The organism is Bradyrhizobium sp. Pa8 (assembly GCF_052588265.1).
Map to the genome: position 1 here is coordinate 4,852,558 of NZ_CP176767.1, position 17,693 is coordinate 4,870,250.

Annotated in this window: 17 protein-coding genes; 5 read left to right on the plus strand and 12 right to left on the minus strand. The window is 64.3% G+C overall.

Annotated elements, in window-relative coordinates:
• Positions 1 to 3 precede the first annotated feature (3 nt).
• The 4 genes from metG to ACKWRH_RS22345 form a co-directional block, all read right to left on the minus strand.
• Positions 4 to 2,031 (minus strand): methionine--tRNA ligase, encoded by a 2,028-nt coding sequence (gene metG, locus ACKWRH_RS22330; RefSeq protein ID WP_445215272.1) that lies wholly within the window; start codon positions 2,029 to 2,031, stop codon positions 4 to 6.
• Positions 2,032 to 2,140: 109 nt separating this feature from the next.
• Positions 2,141 to 3,187, minus strand: coding sequence for a DNA polymerase III subunit delta' (locus ACKWRH_RS22335; RefSeq protein WP_445215273.1), 1,047 nt, complete (start codon positions 3,185 to 3,187; stop codon positions 2,141 to 2,143).
• Complete coding sequence (gene tmk, locus ACKWRH_RS22340) at positions 3,184 to 3,870, minus strand: dTMP kinase (protein ID WP_445215274.1); 687 nt, start codon at positions 3,868 to 3,870, stop codon at positions 3,184 to 3,186. Before tmk ends, ACKWRH_RS22335 begins: the two co-directional genes overlap by 4 nt.
• Positions 3,871 to 3,872: 2 nt before the next feature.
• Positions 3,873 to 5,135 carry a D-alanyl-D-alanine carboxypeptidase family protein gene (locus ACKWRH_RS22345; RefSeq protein WP_445215275.1) on the minus strand — a complete coding sequence of 421 codons (1,263 nt, stop codon included), beginning with the start codon at positions 5,133 to 5,135 and terminating at the stop codon, positions 3,873 to 3,875.
• Positions 5,136 to 5,287: 152 nt separating this feature from the next.
• Here ACKWRH_RS22345 and ACKWRH_RS22350 point away from each other — a divergent pair, with 152 nt between their 5' ends.
• The gene (locus tag ACKWRH_RS22350; RefSeq protein ID WP_445215276.1) at positions 5,288 to 6,244 is read left to right on the plus strand and encodes an alpha/beta fold hydrolase; all 957 of its coding nucleotides are present in this window, start codon (positions 5,288 to 5,290) and stop codon (positions 6,242 to 6,244) included.
• Here the strand turns inward: ACKWRH_RS22350 and ACKWRH_RS22355 are convergent.
• The 4 genes from ACKWRH_RS22355 to ACKWRH_RS22370 form a co-directional block, all read right to left on the minus strand.
• Positions 6,241 to 6,756 carry a GNAT family N-acetyltransferase gene (locus ACKWRH_RS22355; protein ID WP_445215277.1) on the minus strand — a complete coding sequence of 172 codons (516 nt, stop codon included), beginning with the start codon at positions 6,754 to 6,756 and terminating at the stop codon, positions 6,241 to 6,243. The genes ACKWRH_RS22350 and ACKWRH_RS22355 overlap by 4 nt on opposite strands.
• 22 nt (positions 6,757 to 6,778) lie before the next feature.
• Complete coding sequence (locus ACKWRH_RS22360; protein WP_445215278.1) at positions 6,779 to 7,327, minus strand: phage tail protein; 549 nt, start codon at positions 7,325 to 7,327, stop codon at positions 6,779 to 6,781.
• 40 nt (positions 7,328 to 7,367) lie between these two features.
• On the minus strand, positions 7,368 to 7,895 hold the full coding sequence (locus ACKWRH_RS22365; RefSeq protein ID WP_445215279.1) for a phage tail protein: 528 nt from the start codon (positions 7,893 to 7,895) through the stop codon (positions 7,368 to 7,370).
• 110 nt (positions 7,896 to 8,005) lie between these two features.
• The gene (locus ACKWRH_RS22370) at positions 8,006 to 8,551 is read right to left on the minus strand and encodes a phage tail protein (RefSeq protein WP_445215280.1); all 546 of its coding nucleotides are present in this window, start codon (positions 8,549 to 8,551) and stop codon (positions 8,006 to 8,008) included.
• 380 nt (positions 8,552 to 8,931) lie between these two features.
• Between ACKWRH_RS22370 and ACKWRH_RS22375 the strand changes: the two genes are divergently transcribed.
• Positions 8,932 to 13,605 carry an IPT/TIG domain-containing protein gene (locus ACKWRH_RS22375; protein WP_445215281.1) on the plus strand — a complete coding sequence of 1,558 codons (4,674 nt, stop codon included), beginning with the start codon at positions 8,932 to 8,934 and terminating at the stop codon, positions 13,603 to 13,605.
• A gap of 47 nt (positions 13,606 to 13,652) precedes the next feature.
• Here the strand turns inward: ACKWRH_RS22375 and ACKWRH_RS22380 are convergent, their stop codons facing one another.
• A complete protein-coding gene (locus ACKWRH_RS22380; protein ID WP_445215282.1) occupies positions 13,653 to 14,579 on the minus strand; it encodes a septal ring lytic transglycosylase RlpA family protein in 927 nt (308 codons plus the stop codon).
• Positions 14,580 to 15,384: 805 nt separating this feature from the next.
• Between ACKWRH_RS22380 and ACKWRH_RS22385 the strand changes: the two genes are divergently transcribed.
• Positions 15,385 to 15,513 carry a hypothetical protein gene (locus ACKWRH_RS22385; protein WP_282519191.1) on the plus strand — a complete coding sequence of 43 codons (129 nt, stop codon included), beginning with the start codon at positions 15,385 to 15,387 and terminating at the stop codon, positions 15,511 to 15,513.
• 30 nt (positions 15,514 to 15,543) lie between these two features.
• Here ACKWRH_RS22385 and ACKWRH_RS22390 read toward each other — a convergent pair whose 3' ends face one another.
• On the minus strand, positions 15,544 to 15,834 hold the full coding sequence (locus ACKWRH_RS22390; RefSeq protein ID WP_445215283.1) for a hypothetical protein: 291 nt from the start codon (positions 15,832 to 15,834) through the stop codon (positions 15,544 to 15,546).
• A 162-nt stretch (positions 15,835 to 15,996) separates the two neighbouring features.
• On the opposite strand from ACKWRH_RS22390, the gene ACKWRH_RS22395 reads away from it, so the two are divergent.
• Entirely contained in the window at positions 15,997 to 16,575 is a 579-nt protein-coding gene (locus ACKWRH_RS22395) for a TIGR00645 family protein (RefSeq protein WP_445215284.1), read from the plus strand.
• Between the two features lie 18 nt (positions 16,576 to 16,593).
• Here the strand turns inward: ACKWRH_RS22395 and ACKWRH_RS22400 are convergent, their stop codons facing one another.
• The gene (locus ACKWRH_RS22400) at positions 16,594 to 16,914 is read right to left on the minus strand and encodes a DUF1476 domain-containing protein (protein ID WP_445215285.1); all 321 of its coding nucleotides are present in this window, start codon (positions 16,912 to 16,914) and stop codon (positions 16,594 to 16,596) included.
• 262 nt (positions 16,915 to 17,176) lie between these two features.
• Between ACKWRH_RS22400 and ACKWRH_RS22405 the strand changes: the two genes are divergently transcribed.
• Positions 17,177 to 17,401: a hypothetical protein gene (locus ACKWRH_RS22405; protein ID WP_445215286.1), complete on the plus strand. Its 225-nt coding sequence runs from the start codon at positions 17,177 to 17,179 to the stop codon at positions 17,399 to 17,401.
• 58 nt (positions 17,402 to 17,459) lie between these two features.
• On the opposite strand, the gene ACKWRH_RS22410 is transcribed toward ACKWRH_RS22405, so the two are convergent.
• Positions 17,460 to 17,651, minus strand: a complete 192-nt coding sequence (locus tag ACKWRH_RS22410) for a hypothetical protein (protein WP_445215287.1) — start codon at positions 17,649 to 17,651, stop codon at positions 17,460 to 17,462.
• Between the last annotated feature and the right edge of the window lie 42 nt (positions 17,652 to 17,693).

Genomic DNA, 17,693 nt, shown 5'->3' on the forward strand with positions numbered 1-17,693 from the left:
GCCCTAGGCCGCCGGCTCGATGTAGCGCGGGAACGCCGGTGTCGGCGCCGGCAGCGTCGAGCCTGGCGCGATCCGTTTGGCGCCCCCGAGCATCGCGAAATTCCGCTCGCCCGCGGGAATGCCGAGGCTGTCGAGCAGCAGGCCCGAGGCGGTCGGCATCGCCGGCTGGGCCAGGATCGCGATCTGGCGCACGACTTCGGCGGTGACATAGAGCACCGTCTTCTGCCTCACAGGATCGGTCTTGGCGAGCGCCCACGGCGCCTCGCCCGCGAAATAGCGGTTGGCCTCCGCGACCACGGCCCACACGGCGTTGAGCCAGTGATGGATCTGCTGCGTCGCCATCGCTTCACGCGATGCGGCGATCATGCCATCAGCCATCGCCAAAATCGCCCTGTCGTTGTCGCTGAACTCGCCCGGCTCCGGCAGCACGCCGCCGAGCTGCTTGGCGATCATCGACAGCGAGCGCTGCGCGAGGTTGCCGAGATCGTTGGCGAGATCGGCATTGATGCGCGCAACGATGGCTTCGTGGTTGTAGTTGCCGTCCTGGCCGAACGGCACCTCGCGCAGGAAGAAATAGCGCACCTGGTCGACGCCATATTGGTCGGCGAGATTGAAGGGGTCGACGACGTTGCCGACCGACTTCGACATCTTCTCGCCTCTGCTGAACAGGAAGCCGTGGGCATAGACCCGCTTTTGCACGGGAATGCCGGCCGACATCAGGAAGGCGGGCCAGTACACGGCGTGGAAGCGAATGATGTCCTTGCCGATGATGTGCACGTCCGCCGGCCAATAGCGCCAGTTGTTGTCGCCCTCGTCGGGGAAGCCGACGCCGGTGATGTAGTTGGTGAGCGCGTCGACCCAGACATACATCACGTGCTCTTCGTCGCCGGGCACCTTGACGCCCCAGTCGAAGGTGGTGCGCGAGATCGAGAGATCGCGCAGGCCGCCTTTGACGAAGCTCACCACCTCGTTCTTGCGCGAATCCGGCCCGATGAAATCAGGGCGGTCCGCGTAGAGCTTCAGAAGCTTGTCCTGATAGGTGGACAGACGGAAGAAATAGCTCTTCTCCTCGACCCACTCGACCGGCGTGCCTTGCGGCCCGAGCCTCACGCCGTCGTCGTTCAGGCGCGTCTCGTCCTCGGCGTAGTAGGCTTCGTCGCGCACGGAGTACCAGCCGGCATAGGTGTCGGCATAGATGTCGCCGTTCGCTTCCATGCGCCGCCAGATCTCCTGGCTGGAGCGATGATGCTGCTCCTCGGTGGTGCGGATGAAACGGTCGAACGACACGTTGAGGCGTTCATCCATCTCCTTGAAGCGGCCGGCATTACGGGCCGCCAGCGCTGACACCGTCAGGCCTTCGTTCTGCGCAGTCTGGATCATCTTCAGACCGTGCTCGTCGGTGCCGGTCAGGAAGAACACGTCCTTGCCGTCGAGCCGCGCGAAGCGCGCCAGCACGTCGGTCGCGATCGCCTCGTAGGCGTGGCCGATATGCGGGCTGCCATTGGGATAAGCGATCGCAGTCGTGATGTAAAAGACGTTGTCGCGCGCAGGAGCGGCAACGGGTGCTGCGGCTTGCGAAGCTGCGACGGGCTTCGGCGCAGGCGGCGCCTCCGGCTTCGAAAACTTGGGCTTCGACACCTTGGGCTTCACAACCTTCGGCGGCGTGGCGACAGGAGCCGGCGCGGCGGTCACGGCAGGCGCGGTCACTTTCGCTTTCGTGGCGACCTTCTTTGCCGGAGCCTTGTTCCTCGCGGGAGCCTTGCTCTTCGCCTGAGACTTGGCTGCCTTTTTGGCCGCTTTCTTCACCGCCTTCTTGGCGACGACCTGCTTCTTCGCAGCCTTCTTGCCGGCCTTCTTTGTCGTCTTCGCAGCGCTCTTCTTCACGCCCTTCTTGGCGGCAGCCTTATTGGTCTTCTTGACTTTCTTGGCAGCTTTGCGCGCGAGCGCCTTCACGGCCTTGTTCACGGCCTTGTTGGCAGTCTTCTTCTTGCTGCTCTTGCCCCTAGCGGTTTTCTTAGCTCGCGTGGCCACGACGAATTCCTTTACCGGCTTCTCGAGATCTGGAAACGAACCTGCGTTCGGTTATTGTTTTGAGCATGATCCTCTCGGAAAACCGCTGCACACTTTTCCGGATCATGCTCTAGCGCGTTGCGTCCGCCAACCAGCCGAACACCGAGAAAACCAAGGGCTTTCGCTCCAGATTGTAGGTTTCGGTGTCGCGCGCGGCGCGGACGATCTTTTCCCATACCTCAGCTAGGCGCGCAAGGCGCGGCAGATTCTGGTTGGCATTGGCCTCGTCGGAATGCAGGCGTTCCGCAATCCAGCGATCGATCCCGTCGATGAAGGCCGCCAGCGCGACGCGGTCACTGGTGCCGAGCGAATCGCCGAGCGTGTGCAATTCGCGCGGATCGACCTGTGGCAGGCGCGCGAGCAGCGCCGCCGTGCGCTGCTGCAGCTTCAGGGCATCGCCGCCGAGCAGCGTCAGCGCCCGCGCGACGCTGCCCTCGGAGGCCTCCGCGGCATCGCGCAGCGCCGGATCGTTCGGATCGAGGTCAGCCGCCGAAGCTGCGGCACCGATCACATCATCCGTGCCGAGCGGGCGCAGGCGCAGCTTGCGGCAGCGCGACTGGATCGTGGCGAGCACGCGCGCCGGTGCGTGGCTGACCAGGAGGAACAGCGACTGCTGCGGCGGTTCCTCGAGGATTTTCAGCAGCGCGTTGGCGGCATTCGGATTGAGCTCGTCGACGGTGTCGACGATGCAGACGCGCCAGCCCTCTGCCGCGGCAGTCGAGCCGAAAAAACCGATCGTCTCCCGCGTCTCGTCCACGGTGATCACGGTGCGCATCACGCCGCGATCGTTGGCGGTGCGTTCCAGCGTCAACAGCCCGCCATGCGAGCTGGCCGCAACCTGCCGCGCCACGGCGTTATCAGGATCGATTGCGAGGGTCTCGGCGCGCTGCACGGACGGCGCCAGCGGCTGGCCGTTGGAAAGCACGAAGCGCGCCATGCGATAGGCCAGCGTCGCCTTGCCAATCCCCTGCGGCCCACCGATCAGCCAGGCATGCGGGATGCGCCCACTGCGATAGGCCGCGAGCAGCGCCGTCTCGGCCTCGCGATGGCCGAACAGGAGGCTCGTCTCGCGCGGATGCGGAATGGCGGTTTCACGTTCGGCCTGGCGGCGGTTCATAGGGAAACCACCGATGCAGGGGTTGGGAGAAGACGATCGCGCAGCGCCGTCCAGACTCGTCCAGCAACCGTGTCAGGATCCGAATTGGCATCGATCAGGACGCAACGGCCGGGATCGTCCTCGGCGATCGTGCGATAGGCCTCGCGCAGGTCCTGATGGAAGCTGAGCTTCTCGCTCTCGAACCTGTCAGGTGTGCCGCTACCACGACGCACGGCGGCGCGCTGCAATCCAATCTCGACCGGCAAATCGAGGATGAGGGTGAGGTCCGGCTTGAGATCGCCGATCGTGACCCGCTGCATTGCGTTGATCAGGCCCATCGGCACGCGGCCGAGGCTGCCCTGATAGGCCCGCGTCGAGTCGGCGAAGCGGTCGCACAGCACCCAGGCGCCGCGATTGAGCGCAGGCTGGATCACGGTGCGGACATGGTCGTCGCGGGCAGCCGCGAACAGCAGCGTCTCGGCTTCGGGCCCGAGCAGCTTGCCCATCCCCGACAGCACCAGGTGGCGCATGATCTCGGCACCCGGCGAGCCGCCGGGCTCGCGCGTGACAAGGGTCCGCATCCTGGCCGCATTGAGGCGGTCGGCGAGCTTCTTGATCTGGGTCGACTTGCCGGTGCCCTCGCCGCCTTCAAAGGTGATGAAGCGTCCGCGCCCGGACGGCCGCTGTGCTGCGCTCTCACTCATGATCAGAGCTTCTCGGCGCCCGCGCGGAACATGCCGATCACGAGCTCGCTGGCACCATCGATCGCGCGGCGCATGGTCGAGCCGGTGCCGATCGCTTCGGCGGCATAGACGGGCGTTTCCACCGCGATGTTGCCGCTGCGCCAGACCTTGACCACGCCGACCTTCTGGCCGGCTTCGATCGGCGCGCGCACCGGTCCGCTATACACGACGCGCGCAATCAGCTTGTCGCTGCCGTTCTTGTGCACCATCACCTTGACGGGCGTCTTGGCGACCAGCTTGACCGAGCGGCTCTCGCCGCCAAACACTTTTGCGTAGCCAACCTGCTGGTCGGCCGCGATCAAGGTGCGGGTCTCGAAATTGCGAAAGCCCCATTCCAGCATCTTCTTGGCTTCGGTGGCGCGATCCTCAGGATCTTCCAGGCCATTGACGACGACGATCAGCCGCGTGCCGTTCTGCACGGCCGAGCCGACCATGCCGTAACCGCCTTCCTTGGTGTAGCCGGTTTTCAGACCATCAGCGCCTTCCATCGAATTGAGCAGAGGATTGCGGTTGGGCTGGCGGATCTTGTTCCAGGTGTACTCCTTCTCGCCGAACAGTTTGTAGAATTCGGGGAAGTCGAGAATGATGTGGCGCGCGAGGATGCCGAGCTCGCGCACCGTCATCCTGTTGCCGGGGTCGGGCAGGCCGTTGGAATTGCCGAAGGTCGACTTCGTCATGCCGAGCTCGCGGGCACGCTTGGTCATGAAGTCGGCGGCAAAGATCTTCTCGTTGCCGGCAATGCCCTCGGCCAGCGCGATGCAGGCGTCATTGCCGCTCTGGATGATCGCGCCATGCAGGAGGTCGTCGACCGAGACCTTGCTGTTGATGGCGGCGAACATGGTCGAGCCGCCCGAGGGCGCCCCGCCCTTGCGCCAGGCGTTCTCGCTGATCCGGTACTCGTCGGTCGGCTTGATGTCGCCCTTCTTGATGGCATTGAAGACGACTTCCGCCGTCATCAGCTTCATCATGCTGGAGGGCGCGCGCAGCTCGTCGGCACTCTTCTCGAACAGGACGCTGCCGCTGGAGGCCTCGATCAGGATCGAGGTGGGGGCGTCACCATCGAAGCCGGAATCCTCGGTTTTCTTGGCGCCCTGGATGCTCTGGTTGGCGGCGTAGAGCGCCCCACCCGAGCCGATGCCGGCCACCAGAACCGCCGCGATCAGCCCGCGCGCCAGCACACCGGCGGAGAACCGGGTGCGGCGGAGCGGAAAAAGACGAAATGCCATGGCGAAGCCCTGAGAGCGGCGTTCTAACAGCAGGAACAGGTGCGAACAACACGGGGCTGGCCGCCGAACCCGAGATTGCACGATTCTCGGCGCGCCCCTATCGTGGGACCTCATATTTCCCGACCAAACCCCTGAAACAAGGCGGAAAAGCGATGTTGTCCACCCGCGTGATCAAGGCCAACGGGATCGACCTGTTCATCCGCGAAGCCGGCCAGGGTCCGCTGGTGGTGCTGTGCCACGGCTGGCCCGAGCTATCCTACTCCTGGCGCCACCAGATCGCGGCGCTGGCGGACGCCGGTTTCCACGTCGTCGCCCCCGACATGCGCGGCTACGGCCAGAGCGCGGCACCGGCGGACGTCGCCGCCTACTCGATCTTCGATACGGTCGGCGACATCGTTGGCCTCGTGCAGGTGCTCGGCGAGAGCAAGGCGATGGTGGTCGGCCACGACTGGGGCGCGCCGGTCGCCTGGCATGCGGCGTTGTTCCGGCCCGACATCTTCACGGCGGTGGCGGGCCTCAGCGTGCCGCCGCCATTCCGCGGCCGCGGCAAGCCGCTCGATCTGCTGCGCCAGGGCGGAGTCAGCAATTTCTACTGGCAGTATTTCCAGACGCCCGGCGTCGCCGAGGCCGAGTTCGAGCGTGACGTCGCCCGCACCATGCGCATCGTGCTCGGCGGGCGCGGCCTTGCCGATCCCAGCGCCGCGATGTTCGTCCAGGAGGGCAAAGGCTTTCTCGGTCACGCGCTCGCCGATGAGCCGCTGCCCAACTGGCTCAGCGAGGCTGACCTCGCCTATTTCACCGAAAGCTTCCGCAAGTCCGGCTTCCGCGGCGGGCTGAACTGGTACCGCAACCTCGACCGCAATTGGGAGCTGACGGCGCCCTGGCAGGACGCGCAGATCCATCAGCCGTCGCTCTTCATTGCCGGCTCGAAAGACGCCGTCATCACCGGCCTGATCGGCGCCAAGCGCGTCAACGAGCTCGAGCGCGTGCTGCCCAATCTGACGCGGAAGCTGATCATCGACGGCGCCGGCCATTGGGTCCAGCAGGAGCGGCCCGACGAGGTCAACGCTGCGCTGCTGACGTTCTTGCGCGAAGTGGCGGTGCGCTAGGCGAGATCTTTTTTCATCGCGATGTGGGCGGCGCCCGCCTGCCCGGTCTCGGCAAATCCTCGCCGCAGGTAAAGCCTGTGCGCGGCCGAATTGTCCGCAAGCACCGAGAGCGTCAGCGCACCGACACCCTGCTGCCGTGCGCTCGCTTCGAGAGCGTCGAGGATCTTCGTGCCGGCGCCGCGACCACAGTCGGCCGGCAGCAGCGCGATGTCGATGATGTGCCAGTGCTCGCTTTCGCAATGAAGCAGCAGCCGGCCGATCGCGGTCGCGTCCTGTGTGACGATCAGCGAGATCGCCCCCGGAAACTGCGCGGCATAGCCGGCCGCCTGGCTGCGGAACTGTTGCGCGATGATCTGGCCGACGATCGGCCCGGACAATCCCGTCGCGGTGAATTGCCCCGTCCGCACCTCCTCGAAGAGACGCCGGATGAACGGCTCGTCGATCGGGCCTGCGGGCCGAAGCCGAAGAGCCGGATCGTCCGGGACGATGTCGAGCGGCGCGCCGTCAATCATGCCGTCGCGCACTCAAGATCGTTCAGGAGCTGCCGAAAGCCGGAAAGATTCCCGCGTAGGCGATACACCAGACGATCGCCTGGGTCGGCTGCATGTTGTCGTGCGGCAGGTTCTGCCCGGTGAGTGTGACGGCGCTTGGCACCAAGGTGAGACTGCCGGGTGGCGCCGTGAAGCCGGTGAAGTTAGGGTCGATCGCAACCGTGGTCCCCGCCGCGCCGGGACCTGCCGTAGCGCCTGTCGCGCTCTTGTCGCCGAGTTGCAGGATGTGCGTGTGCCTCGCCATATTGTCGCCGATCAGCGTCACTGTCGAACTGCCGACGGTCTCGCCGACGACATAATTTTGCAATCCCGGGCCTTGCCCCTGGCCGATCGCGACCGAACCGTTCAGGTTCGGCAAGGCGAAATTGGTCGTGCCATTGCCGCCGTAATAGGTACCGATGAGTGCAAACAACGCACTGTAACCCTGAATTGGCAGGAGCTGGCCGCCGCACGGCAGCCAGGCCCTGTTGAAGCCGCCGACCGCAAAAGGAAACGTAAAAGCCTGGATTTCTCCGACGAACGGATCTGACATGTTGTCTTTCCTTGAGACTGAATACGGATGCGTGCGCAGCCTAACCGGACGAAGGGAAGACGCCCGCGTAGCAAATGCAGTAATTGGCAACCACGCTCGGCATCATATTGTTGTGCCCGATGCTGTTGCCCGAAGTGGCGACGCAGGGGGCCATCGTGGAGTACGTCCCGGCGTTCGCAATCGGTGCGTAGAGTTCGCCTGCTGACGCCGTGGCAAGATGGAGGGTCGGCCCGGGCGTTACATCCGTTGCCGTCGCGGTCGAGGACATCAGCGCATGACTGTGGGTCGGCATTTCGGCTTCGATCAGGGTGTGGTTCTCCTCACCCCCGGGCTGGCCCAGCGCATAGTTCGGAAGGCCTGTCCCCTGTCCCTGTCCGATCGGCACACGGCCGCGTAGATCGGGAAGGTTGAACGTGTTGACGCCATCGCCGCCATAGGTGGTGCCGATCACGGCGTAAAGCGTCTCAAATTGGGCAATCGAGACCGACTGTCCATTGCAGGCGAACCAGCCGTCCGGCACCCGCGGAAAGCCAAACAACCTGATCTCGCCGAGAAACGGATCCGCCATCACATATGATCCTTTGGTGTGCGCCCGTTCCGATCCGATCGGCGAATGCGCGAATATGGGAAAACTGAAGTGGATGGATTACGTTTGCGAAAATGCGGCCGTGCAGCCGCTCAGCTTCGCGACGGATAAATCCCCTGCGTCGCGATCAGATAGCTGATCGTGAGATAGGGCTGCATGTTGTTGTGCGCCTGATTGCCGCCTTCATTCACCAGATTGGTGGCGGTCGCCAATGGCGTGTCGCCGCTCCCGGCTGCGGCAAAAATCTTCGTCGGATTGGTCGCCGGCAGTGAGTTTGTCGCGAAGACGTTGCCTGTGGGAGGGACGCTCCCGCGTCCGCCTCCTCCGACCGCTGCAGACACTTGAATAAGATGATTGTGGGCCGGGAGCTGCTGCACATTGAGGGTCGCCGAAACCGACCCGCTGCTCATGCCCACGGGATATTGGCCGGCGCCAGTCGAGCCCAGGATCGCGCGACCGCGCAGATCCGGGAGGCAAAACGTCGTCACTCCGTTGCCGCCGTAATAGGTGCCGAGCAACGAGAACAGCGCGGTATTTTGCTGGATGGCCAACACCGCACCGTTACACAGCGCCCAACCTCTGGGAATCACTGCGCCCGCAAAAGGCATGATTTGTCCGAGAACCGGCTGTAACGGCATGACCCCTCCCCCAAAAATCAAACGACCCGGCGCGTGATGATGCAGACCACGACGGCGCTACTTAAATTAAAGAATGAATTTATTACGGCCCACTCGCCAAGATTGTTGAACAGCCAGCGTTGACAGTCAAGCGCTAGCACAACCATAAATTGGGACGCCAAGCGTTTCCGTCGGCCGCTATCAAAGCACGCTTTTGTTGCCGCCATGCAACGGTTCGCTGCAAAGTAGCGCCCGCAACTTGGTTTCGGCAGTTCGGCTGGCTCGCACGCTTGCGTTGTGCACCGCGTCCCGTCCAAATGCACGCAACAATATAGGCGAATAATTTCACAATCAGGGATTTAGGCGGCTGCTCTATCGAGAGCTGCCGCCAAGGGGGGCCGGTGAGTCACGCAATTGCGGTGGCCATTCCAGACATAGTCGAGGAATTGGCGGTCCCGGCACGCGACGGTGAAGCTATGCCGTCGCGGATATTGCGCTCTCTCTGGCGGGCGGCTCAACGCATCTGCATCGCGGCCGTCGTGATGCTCGGCGCGATGGCAGCGGCGAACGCGGCTTGCGATCAAACGACGAATTCCACATCGGGCGTGACCATCAACTTCACGTCGGTCGGTCAGATCTATCGCCTGTGTTTGACCGTTGGCGCAGCCGCGGCCGACGACTCGGTTGTATACGGCGTCTATTCCGTCGCGGGCACAGACGCCTTTTACAATGCACCGATCGCAAATTCGAGCGGCCATTCGGGCAGCCCGCTGCTCACAGCGGCCGATTATAATCCGACCACGTCAAAGGCAACTTACACATTTCATCCAACGAACCCGAACCAAAACGGTCAATCCGCGAAGGCCGGCCAGGCCGAGATCGATATCACGCTGAACAGCAAGACAGGTGGCGGACAGGACTCGATCACCCTGTATTACACGCCGGGCTGTAGCGATTTCAACGTGGGCTGCTCCGGCAGTTCGATCGCGAACACCCCTTACACGTTCACGATCAATCTACCCAGCCCCACGGTGACGTCGATTTCACCGACGACCGGGCCGCTCGCCGGCGGCACTTCGGTGGTGATCACGGGCACCAACTTCACCGGGACGACTGGCGCAGCCGGCGTCAAGTTCGGCGCCACCAATGCGACGGGTTACACCGTCAACTCCAATACGCAGATCACGGCGACGGCGCCGGCGGGGTCCGCCGGGACCATCGATGTCACCGTCACCAACGGCTCGACATCGCCGACGTCGGCGGCGGACCAGTTCACCTACGTCGCCCCGCCGACCGTAACCTCGATATCGCCGACATCAGGTCCAACCGGTGGCGGCACATCGGTGATCATCACCGGCACGAATTTGAGCACGACCACAGGCGCTGCCGGCGTGAAGTTCGGCGCCACCAATGCCGCGAGCTACACGGTCAATTCCAATACCCAGATCACGGCCACCGCGCCTGCCGGAACCGGCACCGTCGACGTCACCGTCACGACAGCAGGCGGAACGTCCGCAACCACGGCCTCCGACCAGTTCACCTATGTGGCTGCGCCCACCGTCACCTCGATCTCGCCGACGTCGGGCCCGGGTGGCGGCGGCACCACGGTAACCATCACGGGCACCAATCTCCTGAACGCGACGTCAGTGACGTTCGGAGCAGCCTCCGCGACGGGCGTTACCGTCGTCAACGCAACAACGATCACAGCGACCTCGCCTCCGGGGACCAGCATCGTAGACGTCAAGGTCACGACAGCCGGCGGTACCTCGGCAACATCAGCCGCGGACCAATTCACATACGTCCCCGCTCCCACGGTGACCTCAATCTCGCCGACTACCGGTCCGACTGCGGGTGGCACTGTGGTGACGATCACCGGCACCAACTTCACGGGTACGACTGCCGTGACGTTCGGCGGAACGTCTGCGACGGGCGTCAACGTCGTTTCGGCGACCTCGATCACCGCAACTTCACCATCCGGTAGCGGCACGGTGGACATCGCGGTGACGACGCCAGGCGGCACGTCCGTATCCTCGGCGGCTGACCAGTTCACCTATGTAGGCCCGCCGACCGTCACCTCGATCTCGCCGACCTCGGGGCCGACAGGAGCCGGTGCGTCCGTGATCATCACAGGCACGAATTTCAGCGCGACCACCGGTGTGGGTGGCGTGAAGTTCGGCGGCGTGAATGCCGCAAGCTACAGCGTCGACTCCAATACCCAGATCACGGCCCACTCGCCGGGCGGCACCGCCAGTACGACGGTCGACGTCACGGTCACAACGCCGGGCGGGACATCCGCAACCTCGGCTGCTGATCAATACACCTTTGTCGGGGCACCGACCGTGACCTCGATCTCGCCGACGTCTGGCCCGGCTGGCGGCGGCACCACGGTAACCATCACGGGCACCAATCTCCTGAACGCGACGTCAGTGACGTTCGGAGCAGCCTCCGCGACGGGCGTTACCGTCGTCAACGCAACAACGATCACAGCGACCTCGCCTCCGGGGACCAGCATCGTAGACGTCAAGGTCACGACAGCCGGCGGTACCTCGGCAACATCAGCCGCGGACCAATTCACATACATCCCCGCTCCCACGGTGACCTCGATCTCGCCGACTACCGGTCCGACTGCGGGCGGCACGACGGTGACGATCACCGGCACCAACTTCACGGGTGCGACTGCCGTCACATTCGGCGCAACGCCTGCGACGGGCGTCAACGTCGTTTCGGCGACCTCGATCACCGCGACCTCTCCCCCCGGGGCCGGCGTCGTCGACATCAAGGTGACAACCCCGAGCGGCACCTCGGCCCCCTCGGCGGCGGACCAGTTCACCTATTTCGGCACGCCGACCGTGACATCGATCTCGCCGACGGGCGGCCCGGTGGCCGGCGGAACATCGGTGACAATCACCGGCACCAATTTTACCGGCGCGACCGCTGTCAAATTCGGGGCGACAAGCGCGACGGGGCTCACGGTGAACTCGGCCACCCAGATCACCGCGACCTCTCCTCCCGGGACCGGCACGGTGGACGTCACGGTCACGACGCCTGGCGGAACGACGGCCACCTCTGCCGCGGACCAATTCACCTATGCCGCAACGCCGGCGGTGACGTCGGTTGCGCCGAATGCGGGCCTGCTCGCCGGCGGCACGTCGGTCACCATCACGGGCACCGCGTTATCCGGTGCCACCGTCGTGAAGTTCGGCGCAACCAATGCGACCAGCTTCACTGTCAATTCGGCAACCTCGATCACCGCGGTCTCGCCGGCCGGCGCCGGCACGGTCGATATCACCGTGACGACACTAGGCGGAACGTCCGCCACATCGGCATCGGACCAATTCAGCTACACGCCGGCACCAACGGTCGGCTCGATCTCACCGAGCTCCGGATCCGCGATCGGCGCCACCTCCGTGGCGATCACGGGGACCGGATTCACCGGCGCCACCGCAGTGAAGTTCGGCGCCAACAACGCGACCAGCTTCACGGTTAATTCGGCAACGTCGATCACGGCAACCTCGCCGCCCGGCGCCGGCACGGTCGATGTCACCGTGACGACGGCCGGAGGGACGTCGCCGACCTCGGCGGCAGACAGGTTCACCTATCTGTCCGCGACGACCACCACGGAGCTCACCTCGTCGAAGAATCCGAGCAGCTACGGCGAGTCTGTAACTTTCACGGCCAAGGTGAACAGCTCGGGCGGAACGCCGACGGGAACGGTCACTTTCAACGACGGCGGCACGCCGATCGGCACGTCTACCCTGTCGGCCGGTGTCGCCACCTTTGCCACGACCACGCTCGCCGTCGGCAATCACAGCATCACGGCAACCTACAACGGCAGTGTGGCCTTCAACGCCTCGACCTCGCCGGCTCTGAACCAGTCGGTCGACATTCCCGCCGACAGCGCCAAGCTGCGCGCCCTCCAGCTCAACGTCACCAAGATCGTGGCGCAGAGTTCGGGACAGGCGATCTCCGGTTCGATTGACACCGCGATTTCCGAAGGATTCAGCGACGGCGGGCAATACATCACGCCAGGCGCGGGCGGACTGCGCGTCAATTTCGCCGCCGCGCCCGACGGCGATGAGGACGACAAGCCCAAATCCAGTCAGCAGCCCGCCTCCCAAGGCTCCAACGCCTATATCGGCGACGGCGGCTCCGGCCGGACCGGCGGCCGCGGGCGCGGCTCCTCGCGGATCGATGACGCCTTCGCCGCGATCGATCGGGCGGCTCCGACCAAGGCACCGGCTGCGCGCTTCAGGGAGCAGAAGGACTGGCTGTTCTGGATCGACGTGCGCGGCAGCGGCATCGATCAATGGGGCTCGTCCGGCAAGATCGGTCAGGGTGCAACCCAGGCCACGCTCTTCGGCCAGCAGATCAACCTGCTGTCCGGACTGACCTACCGGGCGAGACCCAATTTGCTGGTCGGCGTGACCGGCGGCTACGAGAACTTCAGCTACACCCAGACCGACATCAACGGAAAGCTGAAGGGCGACGGCTGGACCGTCGGCGCCTATCTCGGCTGGAAGATCATCCCGACGCTGCGTTACGACGTGGCCGTGACCTATTCCGGCATCGGCTATGACGGCACCGCCGGCACGGCCCAAGGCAATTTCAACGGCAATCGCTGGATATTCGCGACCGGCTTCACCGGCAGCTACAGCTGGGCCAATTTCAATATCGAACCGTCGGCCAAGGTCTACGCGATCTGGGAGCGGGAAAACGCCTATGTCGACTCGCTCGGCACCCCGCAAGCCGCCCGCACCTTCTCGAGCGGCCGCGCGTCTGCCGGCAACAGGGTCTCCTATCCCGTGCCGTGGCTCGATAGCGTGCTGCTGGTCCCCTATGCCGGCGTCTTTGCCGACTATTACTTCACGCAGGACGATGCGGCCGCGATCGTTGCTGCGGGCGGCATCCCGCTCGCTTCGACACCATTGCTCCAGGGCTGGTCAGCCCGCGTCACGGGCGGCATCGGCGCAAGGCTGGCCAGCGGCACCACGGTCGGCTTCGGCGCCGAACTCGGCGGCATCGGCAGCAACACGCAGATCTGGACGTTCACGGGACGCGCGCGCATCCCATTCTGATCCCTGGGCGCTACGCCGCTCGCCGGATTTGCCGGCTTGGTACCTGCTTAGTAGAGGCCGCGGCCGCTCAGGATGCTGCGGGCCTCGGCGGCGCCGTCGGCCGATGACGGCGCGTTCTCGGTCGCATAGCGGCTGTCCTCGTCATAGGACACGGCGCGCGCGTTCTTGAGCACCCGGCCCCGGCTGCGGCTCGAGGCCGACATCTCCGAGGTCGCGTTGAGCGATGCCATGTCGGCGGAGGTGTTGCCGAGATTGTAGGGCCGCCCCTCCGGCGTCGGAACCTCGCCGCGAATGGCGCCGCGGTTCGACGATGGCAGCTCCGGCACGAAGGGCCTTGCCGAGGCAACCCGCACCATCGAGGGCGACGGCGCCGGGATCCCGGTGCGCAGGGTCGCCATCAGCTGGCGGTCGTCGGAGCCTTCCAGCGGCGCCCGGCCGACATATTCGACACGGACCTTGGCGACGCCATTGCCTTTGAATTCAAGGAGTTCAGCGGCTTTGTTCGAGACGTCGATGAGCCGGTTGCCGTGATAGGGCCCGCGGTCGTTGACGCGCACGATCAGCGATTTGCCGTTCGAGACATTGGTCACCCGCGCGTAGGACGGCATCGGCAGGGTCGGATGCGCCGCTGTCAGCGAGGTCATGTCGAACACTTCGCCATTGGCGGTCAGGCGGCCGTGGAAATCGTCGCCGTACCAGGACGCCATACCCTCGGCGCGGTAGTTGACGTCCTCCTCCGGCACGTAGGTGCGGCCGCCCACGACATAGGGCTTTCCGACGCGGTAGGTACCGCCGCCTTTCGGGACCGGATCCCCAAACGCCACGACCCGCGGGCTCGAAGACACGCCGTATTTCGGATCGACCCGGCTGGCGAACTTGTTCGAGGAGGCGCAATTGGCGAGCGCGAGGCAGGTCGCGACCGCGGCAACACCGCGCGCGACCCGCAAAACCGAATCTGACCGTCGGATCCCCATGCGCCCCAAATACCACTTCGCCGGAGGCGTACCCAACCCGCATTGGCTACGGGGGAGCGCTGTCCGGTCCCTTAATCCGAGGCGGCCCACCACCGCGTCGGAAGCAGTAAGGATAACGCAACCCGAACACGGCGGAAATGGGGAGCCCACAGCGTTCACGCCGGGATGGTAAACGGGACGTTCGCCTCTCCCCCGTTGATTTACGGAGCGCAGGCACCCTGCTCTGTGCCACTCCTGGACATTCTGTTGCGCCAAATCCTCACTCCACCCCCATTGTCTTGTGGCTCACTGGAATTCTTTTGACTGTGCAAGGCCGCACGCGTTTTCTCGGTTGCAGGGGCGAACTGGAATTTGACGATGATCGAGACGGTTTCGGCACTGATGGGTCTGGTAAGCGCGGGGATCTTCCTGGCCCATGCGTTTGAAGGTTACCGCACGAGGGCCTGAGGGCATTCGCGCGGACGGCAAGGATCACCTCTTTCAAGACGGCCCGTTCGGACAATTTTAATCGATCCGACCGAGCATCGAACACGAGAGTGGCAGGTGTCCCATGCGTAACCATGACTTCGTATCCGATGGCTTCCTGGCACTGACCGCCGGCGGCTTGGTTCTCCTCTGCTCGAGCCTCGTGGCATTGGCCTTCGGCTGAGCACCACCACCACGCTCCTGCTTTCTAACCACAACTACACCGCGATGCAGCATACAGCTCTGTCCGGTATTGCCCTGCTCCCGTTTAGTTGATTGAATTTCTGCGTTCGGCGCCTCGACTCATTTCAAGAGGCCATCACCAACGAGGGTGACGCAAATGCTTGCTGAGAAATTTTTTCTGGTTCTGGAATCGCTGATCCGCGGCGACCGCACCTATCCTGACGGAAGTCCCCGGGTGATCAGCACCTCCCCGCACGTGCCGGTGAAGCTGCCGGGCCGGAAATAGCCGTCCCCAAACTTCCGAATCACGCGCTGCTCAACGCAGGCCCAATAGCGAGCGGCGATAAAAGCTGTCGCGGGCCTCGCTCAGGCAGACGAAGCTGCCGTCGAAACCTTGCCCATACCGTTTCTGGCCCTTGCCGTAATAGACGCCCTTCCTGAAATCGAGCCAGACCACCTGGTCGTGCGGGCAATGACGTTGCGCCTGCGCCTCGTAGCGAAACGGCGTCAGCGGCGTCGCCGAGACCTCCGCGCCACCGGTGCCAACCACGATTGCGACGGCGACCGCGATCCCGCCGAGCCCTTTGCCGAAGCCGCTCCAAGACACCCCTGCCTCCTCATTCAAGCCCTCGCTCTTTGGCCGTTCGGCACGGTAGCACGAGACGGCGCGATCTGTCGGGCGCAGCCGGCGGCTTGGCCGTCTTCCACCGGCCATCTTGTCGGGTTACATGAAAGCGAGATCATCTCAACTCGCGAGGATGCTGCCTGAATGTCGGTTGAGCCTGCACCCAGGACCGAACCCCGCCCGCCGTCCCCGCGTTTGGGCCTGCTGCCGATGATCATCTTCGGCTCGCGCTGGCTGCAACTGCCGCTCTATCTCGGACTGATCGTGGCGCAATGCGTCTACATCGTGCTGTTCCTCAAGGAGCTCTGGCATCTTTCCTGGCACGCGATCGACCTCACCGAACAGCAGATCATGATGAGCGTGCTGGCGCTGATCGACGTCGTGATGATCTCCAACCTGCTCGTGATGGTCATCGTCGGCGGCTACGAAACCTTCGTTTCGCGGCTCGACCTTCAGGGTCATCCCGACGAGCCGGAATGGCTCGGCCACGTCAATGCGAGCGTTCTGAAGATCAAGCTCGCCATGGCCATCATCGGCATCTCCTCGATCGCGCTGCTGCGCACCTTCATCGAGGCCGGCAATCTCGGCTCGAACCGCGCCGGCTTCACCGAGACCGGCGTAATGTGGCAGGTCCTGATCCACATCACCTTCATCGCCTCGGCGATCGGCATTGCCTACGTCGACAGGCTCAGCGACTCCGGAATGCGCAAGCACGCCGAGTGAGGGTAACGGCCGGCCTTCTTATTGTTTGCTTGCTTCGAGCTGCGCGAGCGCCTGGTGCAGGCACTCCTGAAGCTTCTGGGCGACCTGCTCGCGCGCCACGCCCTTGGCGGCAAGATCGCCGGACACCTTGTCCACGACATCGTCGATGGTCTGGCTCTCCAGATTGTCCGTCACCAGCGCGGTTGCGTAGGTTGCCGCGGCATCGCCACTGAGCCCGAGCTGGCCCGCGGCCCAGAGCCCGAGCAGCTTGTTGGACCGGGCCGTGGCCTTGAACATGAATTCCTCGTCGTGGGCGAATTTGGCCTCAAAGCCCTGCTCGCGCTTGTCGAACGTGGTCATGGTCAGCTCCAATGCGTTTTCGCTGAGGAGAATCGGACTGGTTAGGAGCGAACGTCTCCGTGGTTCTCGTCAGTTTAGGATCATTTGAATCTTCCTCCCGGAAGGCAGAGGCCGTCAAGCCTGCGCGGTGGTGCCGCCGCAGCCCGGGCGTGAGCACGGCACGCACCAGCGCCGCGCCAGCCAAATCGGCTAGGCAGAGATGTTTACCGTCCGTTAAGCAGACTCGGCGCCGGATGGGCCGGGGGACATCGAGAGCTGACGCATGAACAAAGAGCTGCGGGAGTTTCGACGGCTTGAACGGGTCTGCCTGGAGCAGGCCGCCCTCTCCACCATGGATCTCGCGCGAAGCGGGTTGCTCAAGGTCGCCGACGATTGTCGCATCGCGGCCGAAGCGATCGAGGCGCAAGCGCCCCGCGGCGCGTTTGCCGGCGCCGTCCAGGCGCTCAAGCTGGCTTTGAGCGCGAGGGGAATGTCCAACCGGCATTAGCTGCCAATCTCCGGTTGGGAGATCGCTTCAGAAGATTGCGGGCGGCGACCGCGTTCGGTCAGTCCTTCGCCTCGGCCGCTTCGCGCGCGAGCCGCTCGGCCCTCAGCCGTTCCTTGTTGGCGTAAAACGCCTTCTGCGCCTCTTCGTGATCGCGCATGGCCTTTTCGGCCTCGATCCGGCGAGCGGCGTCACGAGCCTGGCGCTGCTCAGGGGTCAAGGGTTTGCGTCGGAAGGAAAGGTCTTCAGTCATGCAGAGACAACGCGCAAGCAGCGAAACGGTTCCACGAGTTGA

What these genes read in the sequence shown, in the direction of transcription:
- ACKWRH_RS22335 (WP_445215273.1), bottom strand. Translation starts at nt 3,187, where the DNA reads ATGAACCGCCGCCAGGCCGAACGTGAAACCGCCATTCCGCATCCGCGC.
- tmk (WP_445215274.1), bottom strand. Translation starts at nt 3,870, where the DNA reads ATGAGTGAGAGCGCAGCACAGCGGCCGTCCGGGCGCGGACGCTTCATC.
- ACKWRH_RS22345 (WP_445215275.1), bottom strand. Translation starts at nt 5,135, where the DNA reads ATGGCATTTCGTCTTTTTCCGCTCCGCCGCACCCGGTTCTCCGCCGGT.
- ACKWRH_RS22350 (WP_445215276.1), top strand. Translation starts at nt 5,288, where the DNA reads ATGTTGTCCACCCGCGTGATCAAGGCCAACGGGATCGACCTGTTCATC.
- ACKWRH_RS22355 (WP_445215277.1), bottom strand. Translation starts at nt 6,756, where the DNA reads ATGATTGACGGCGCGCCGCTCGACATCGTCCCGGACGATCCGGCTCTT.
- ACKWRH_RS22360 (WP_445215278.1), bottom strand. Translation starts at nt 7,327, where the DNA reads ATGTCAGATCCGTTCGTCGGAGAAATCCAGGCTTTTACGTTTCCTTTT.
- ACKWRH_RS22365 (WP_445215279.1), bottom strand. Translation starts at nt 7,895, where the DNA reads ATGGCGGATCCGTTTCTCGGCGAGATCAGGTTGTTTGGCTTTCCGCGG.
- ACKWRH_RS22370 (WP_445215280.1), bottom strand. Translation starts at nt 8,551, where the DNA reads ATGCCGTTACAGCCGGTTCTCGGACAAATCATGCCTTTTGCGGGCGCA.
- ACKWRH_RS22380 (WP_445215282.1), bottom strand. Translation starts at nt 14,579, where the DNA reads ATGGGGATCCGACGGTCAGATTCGGTTTTGCGGGTCGCGCGCGGTGTT.
- ACKWRH_RS22385 (WP_282519191.1), top strand. Translation starts at nt 15,385, where the DNA reads ATGCTTGCTGAGAAATTTTTTCTGGTTCTGGAATCGCTGATCCGCGGC.
- ACKWRH_RS22395 (WP_445215284.1), top strand. Translation starts at nt 15,997, where the DNA reads ATGTCGGTTGAGCCTGCACCCAGGACCGAACCCCGCCCGCCGTCCCCG.
- ACKWRH_RS22400 (WP_445215285.1), bottom strand. Translation starts at nt 16,914, where the DNA reads ATGACCACGTTCGACAAGCGCGAGCAGGGCTTTGAGGCCAAATTCGCC.
- ACKWRH_RS22405 (WP_445215286.1), top strand. Translation starts at nt 17,177, where the DNA reads ATGAACAAAGAGCTGCGGGAGTTTCGACGGCTTGAACGGGTCTGCCTG.
- ACKWRH_RS22410 (WP_445215287.1), bottom strand. Translation starts at nt 17,651, where the DNA reads ATGACTGAAGACCTTTCCTTCCGACGCAAACCCTTGACCCCTGAGCAG.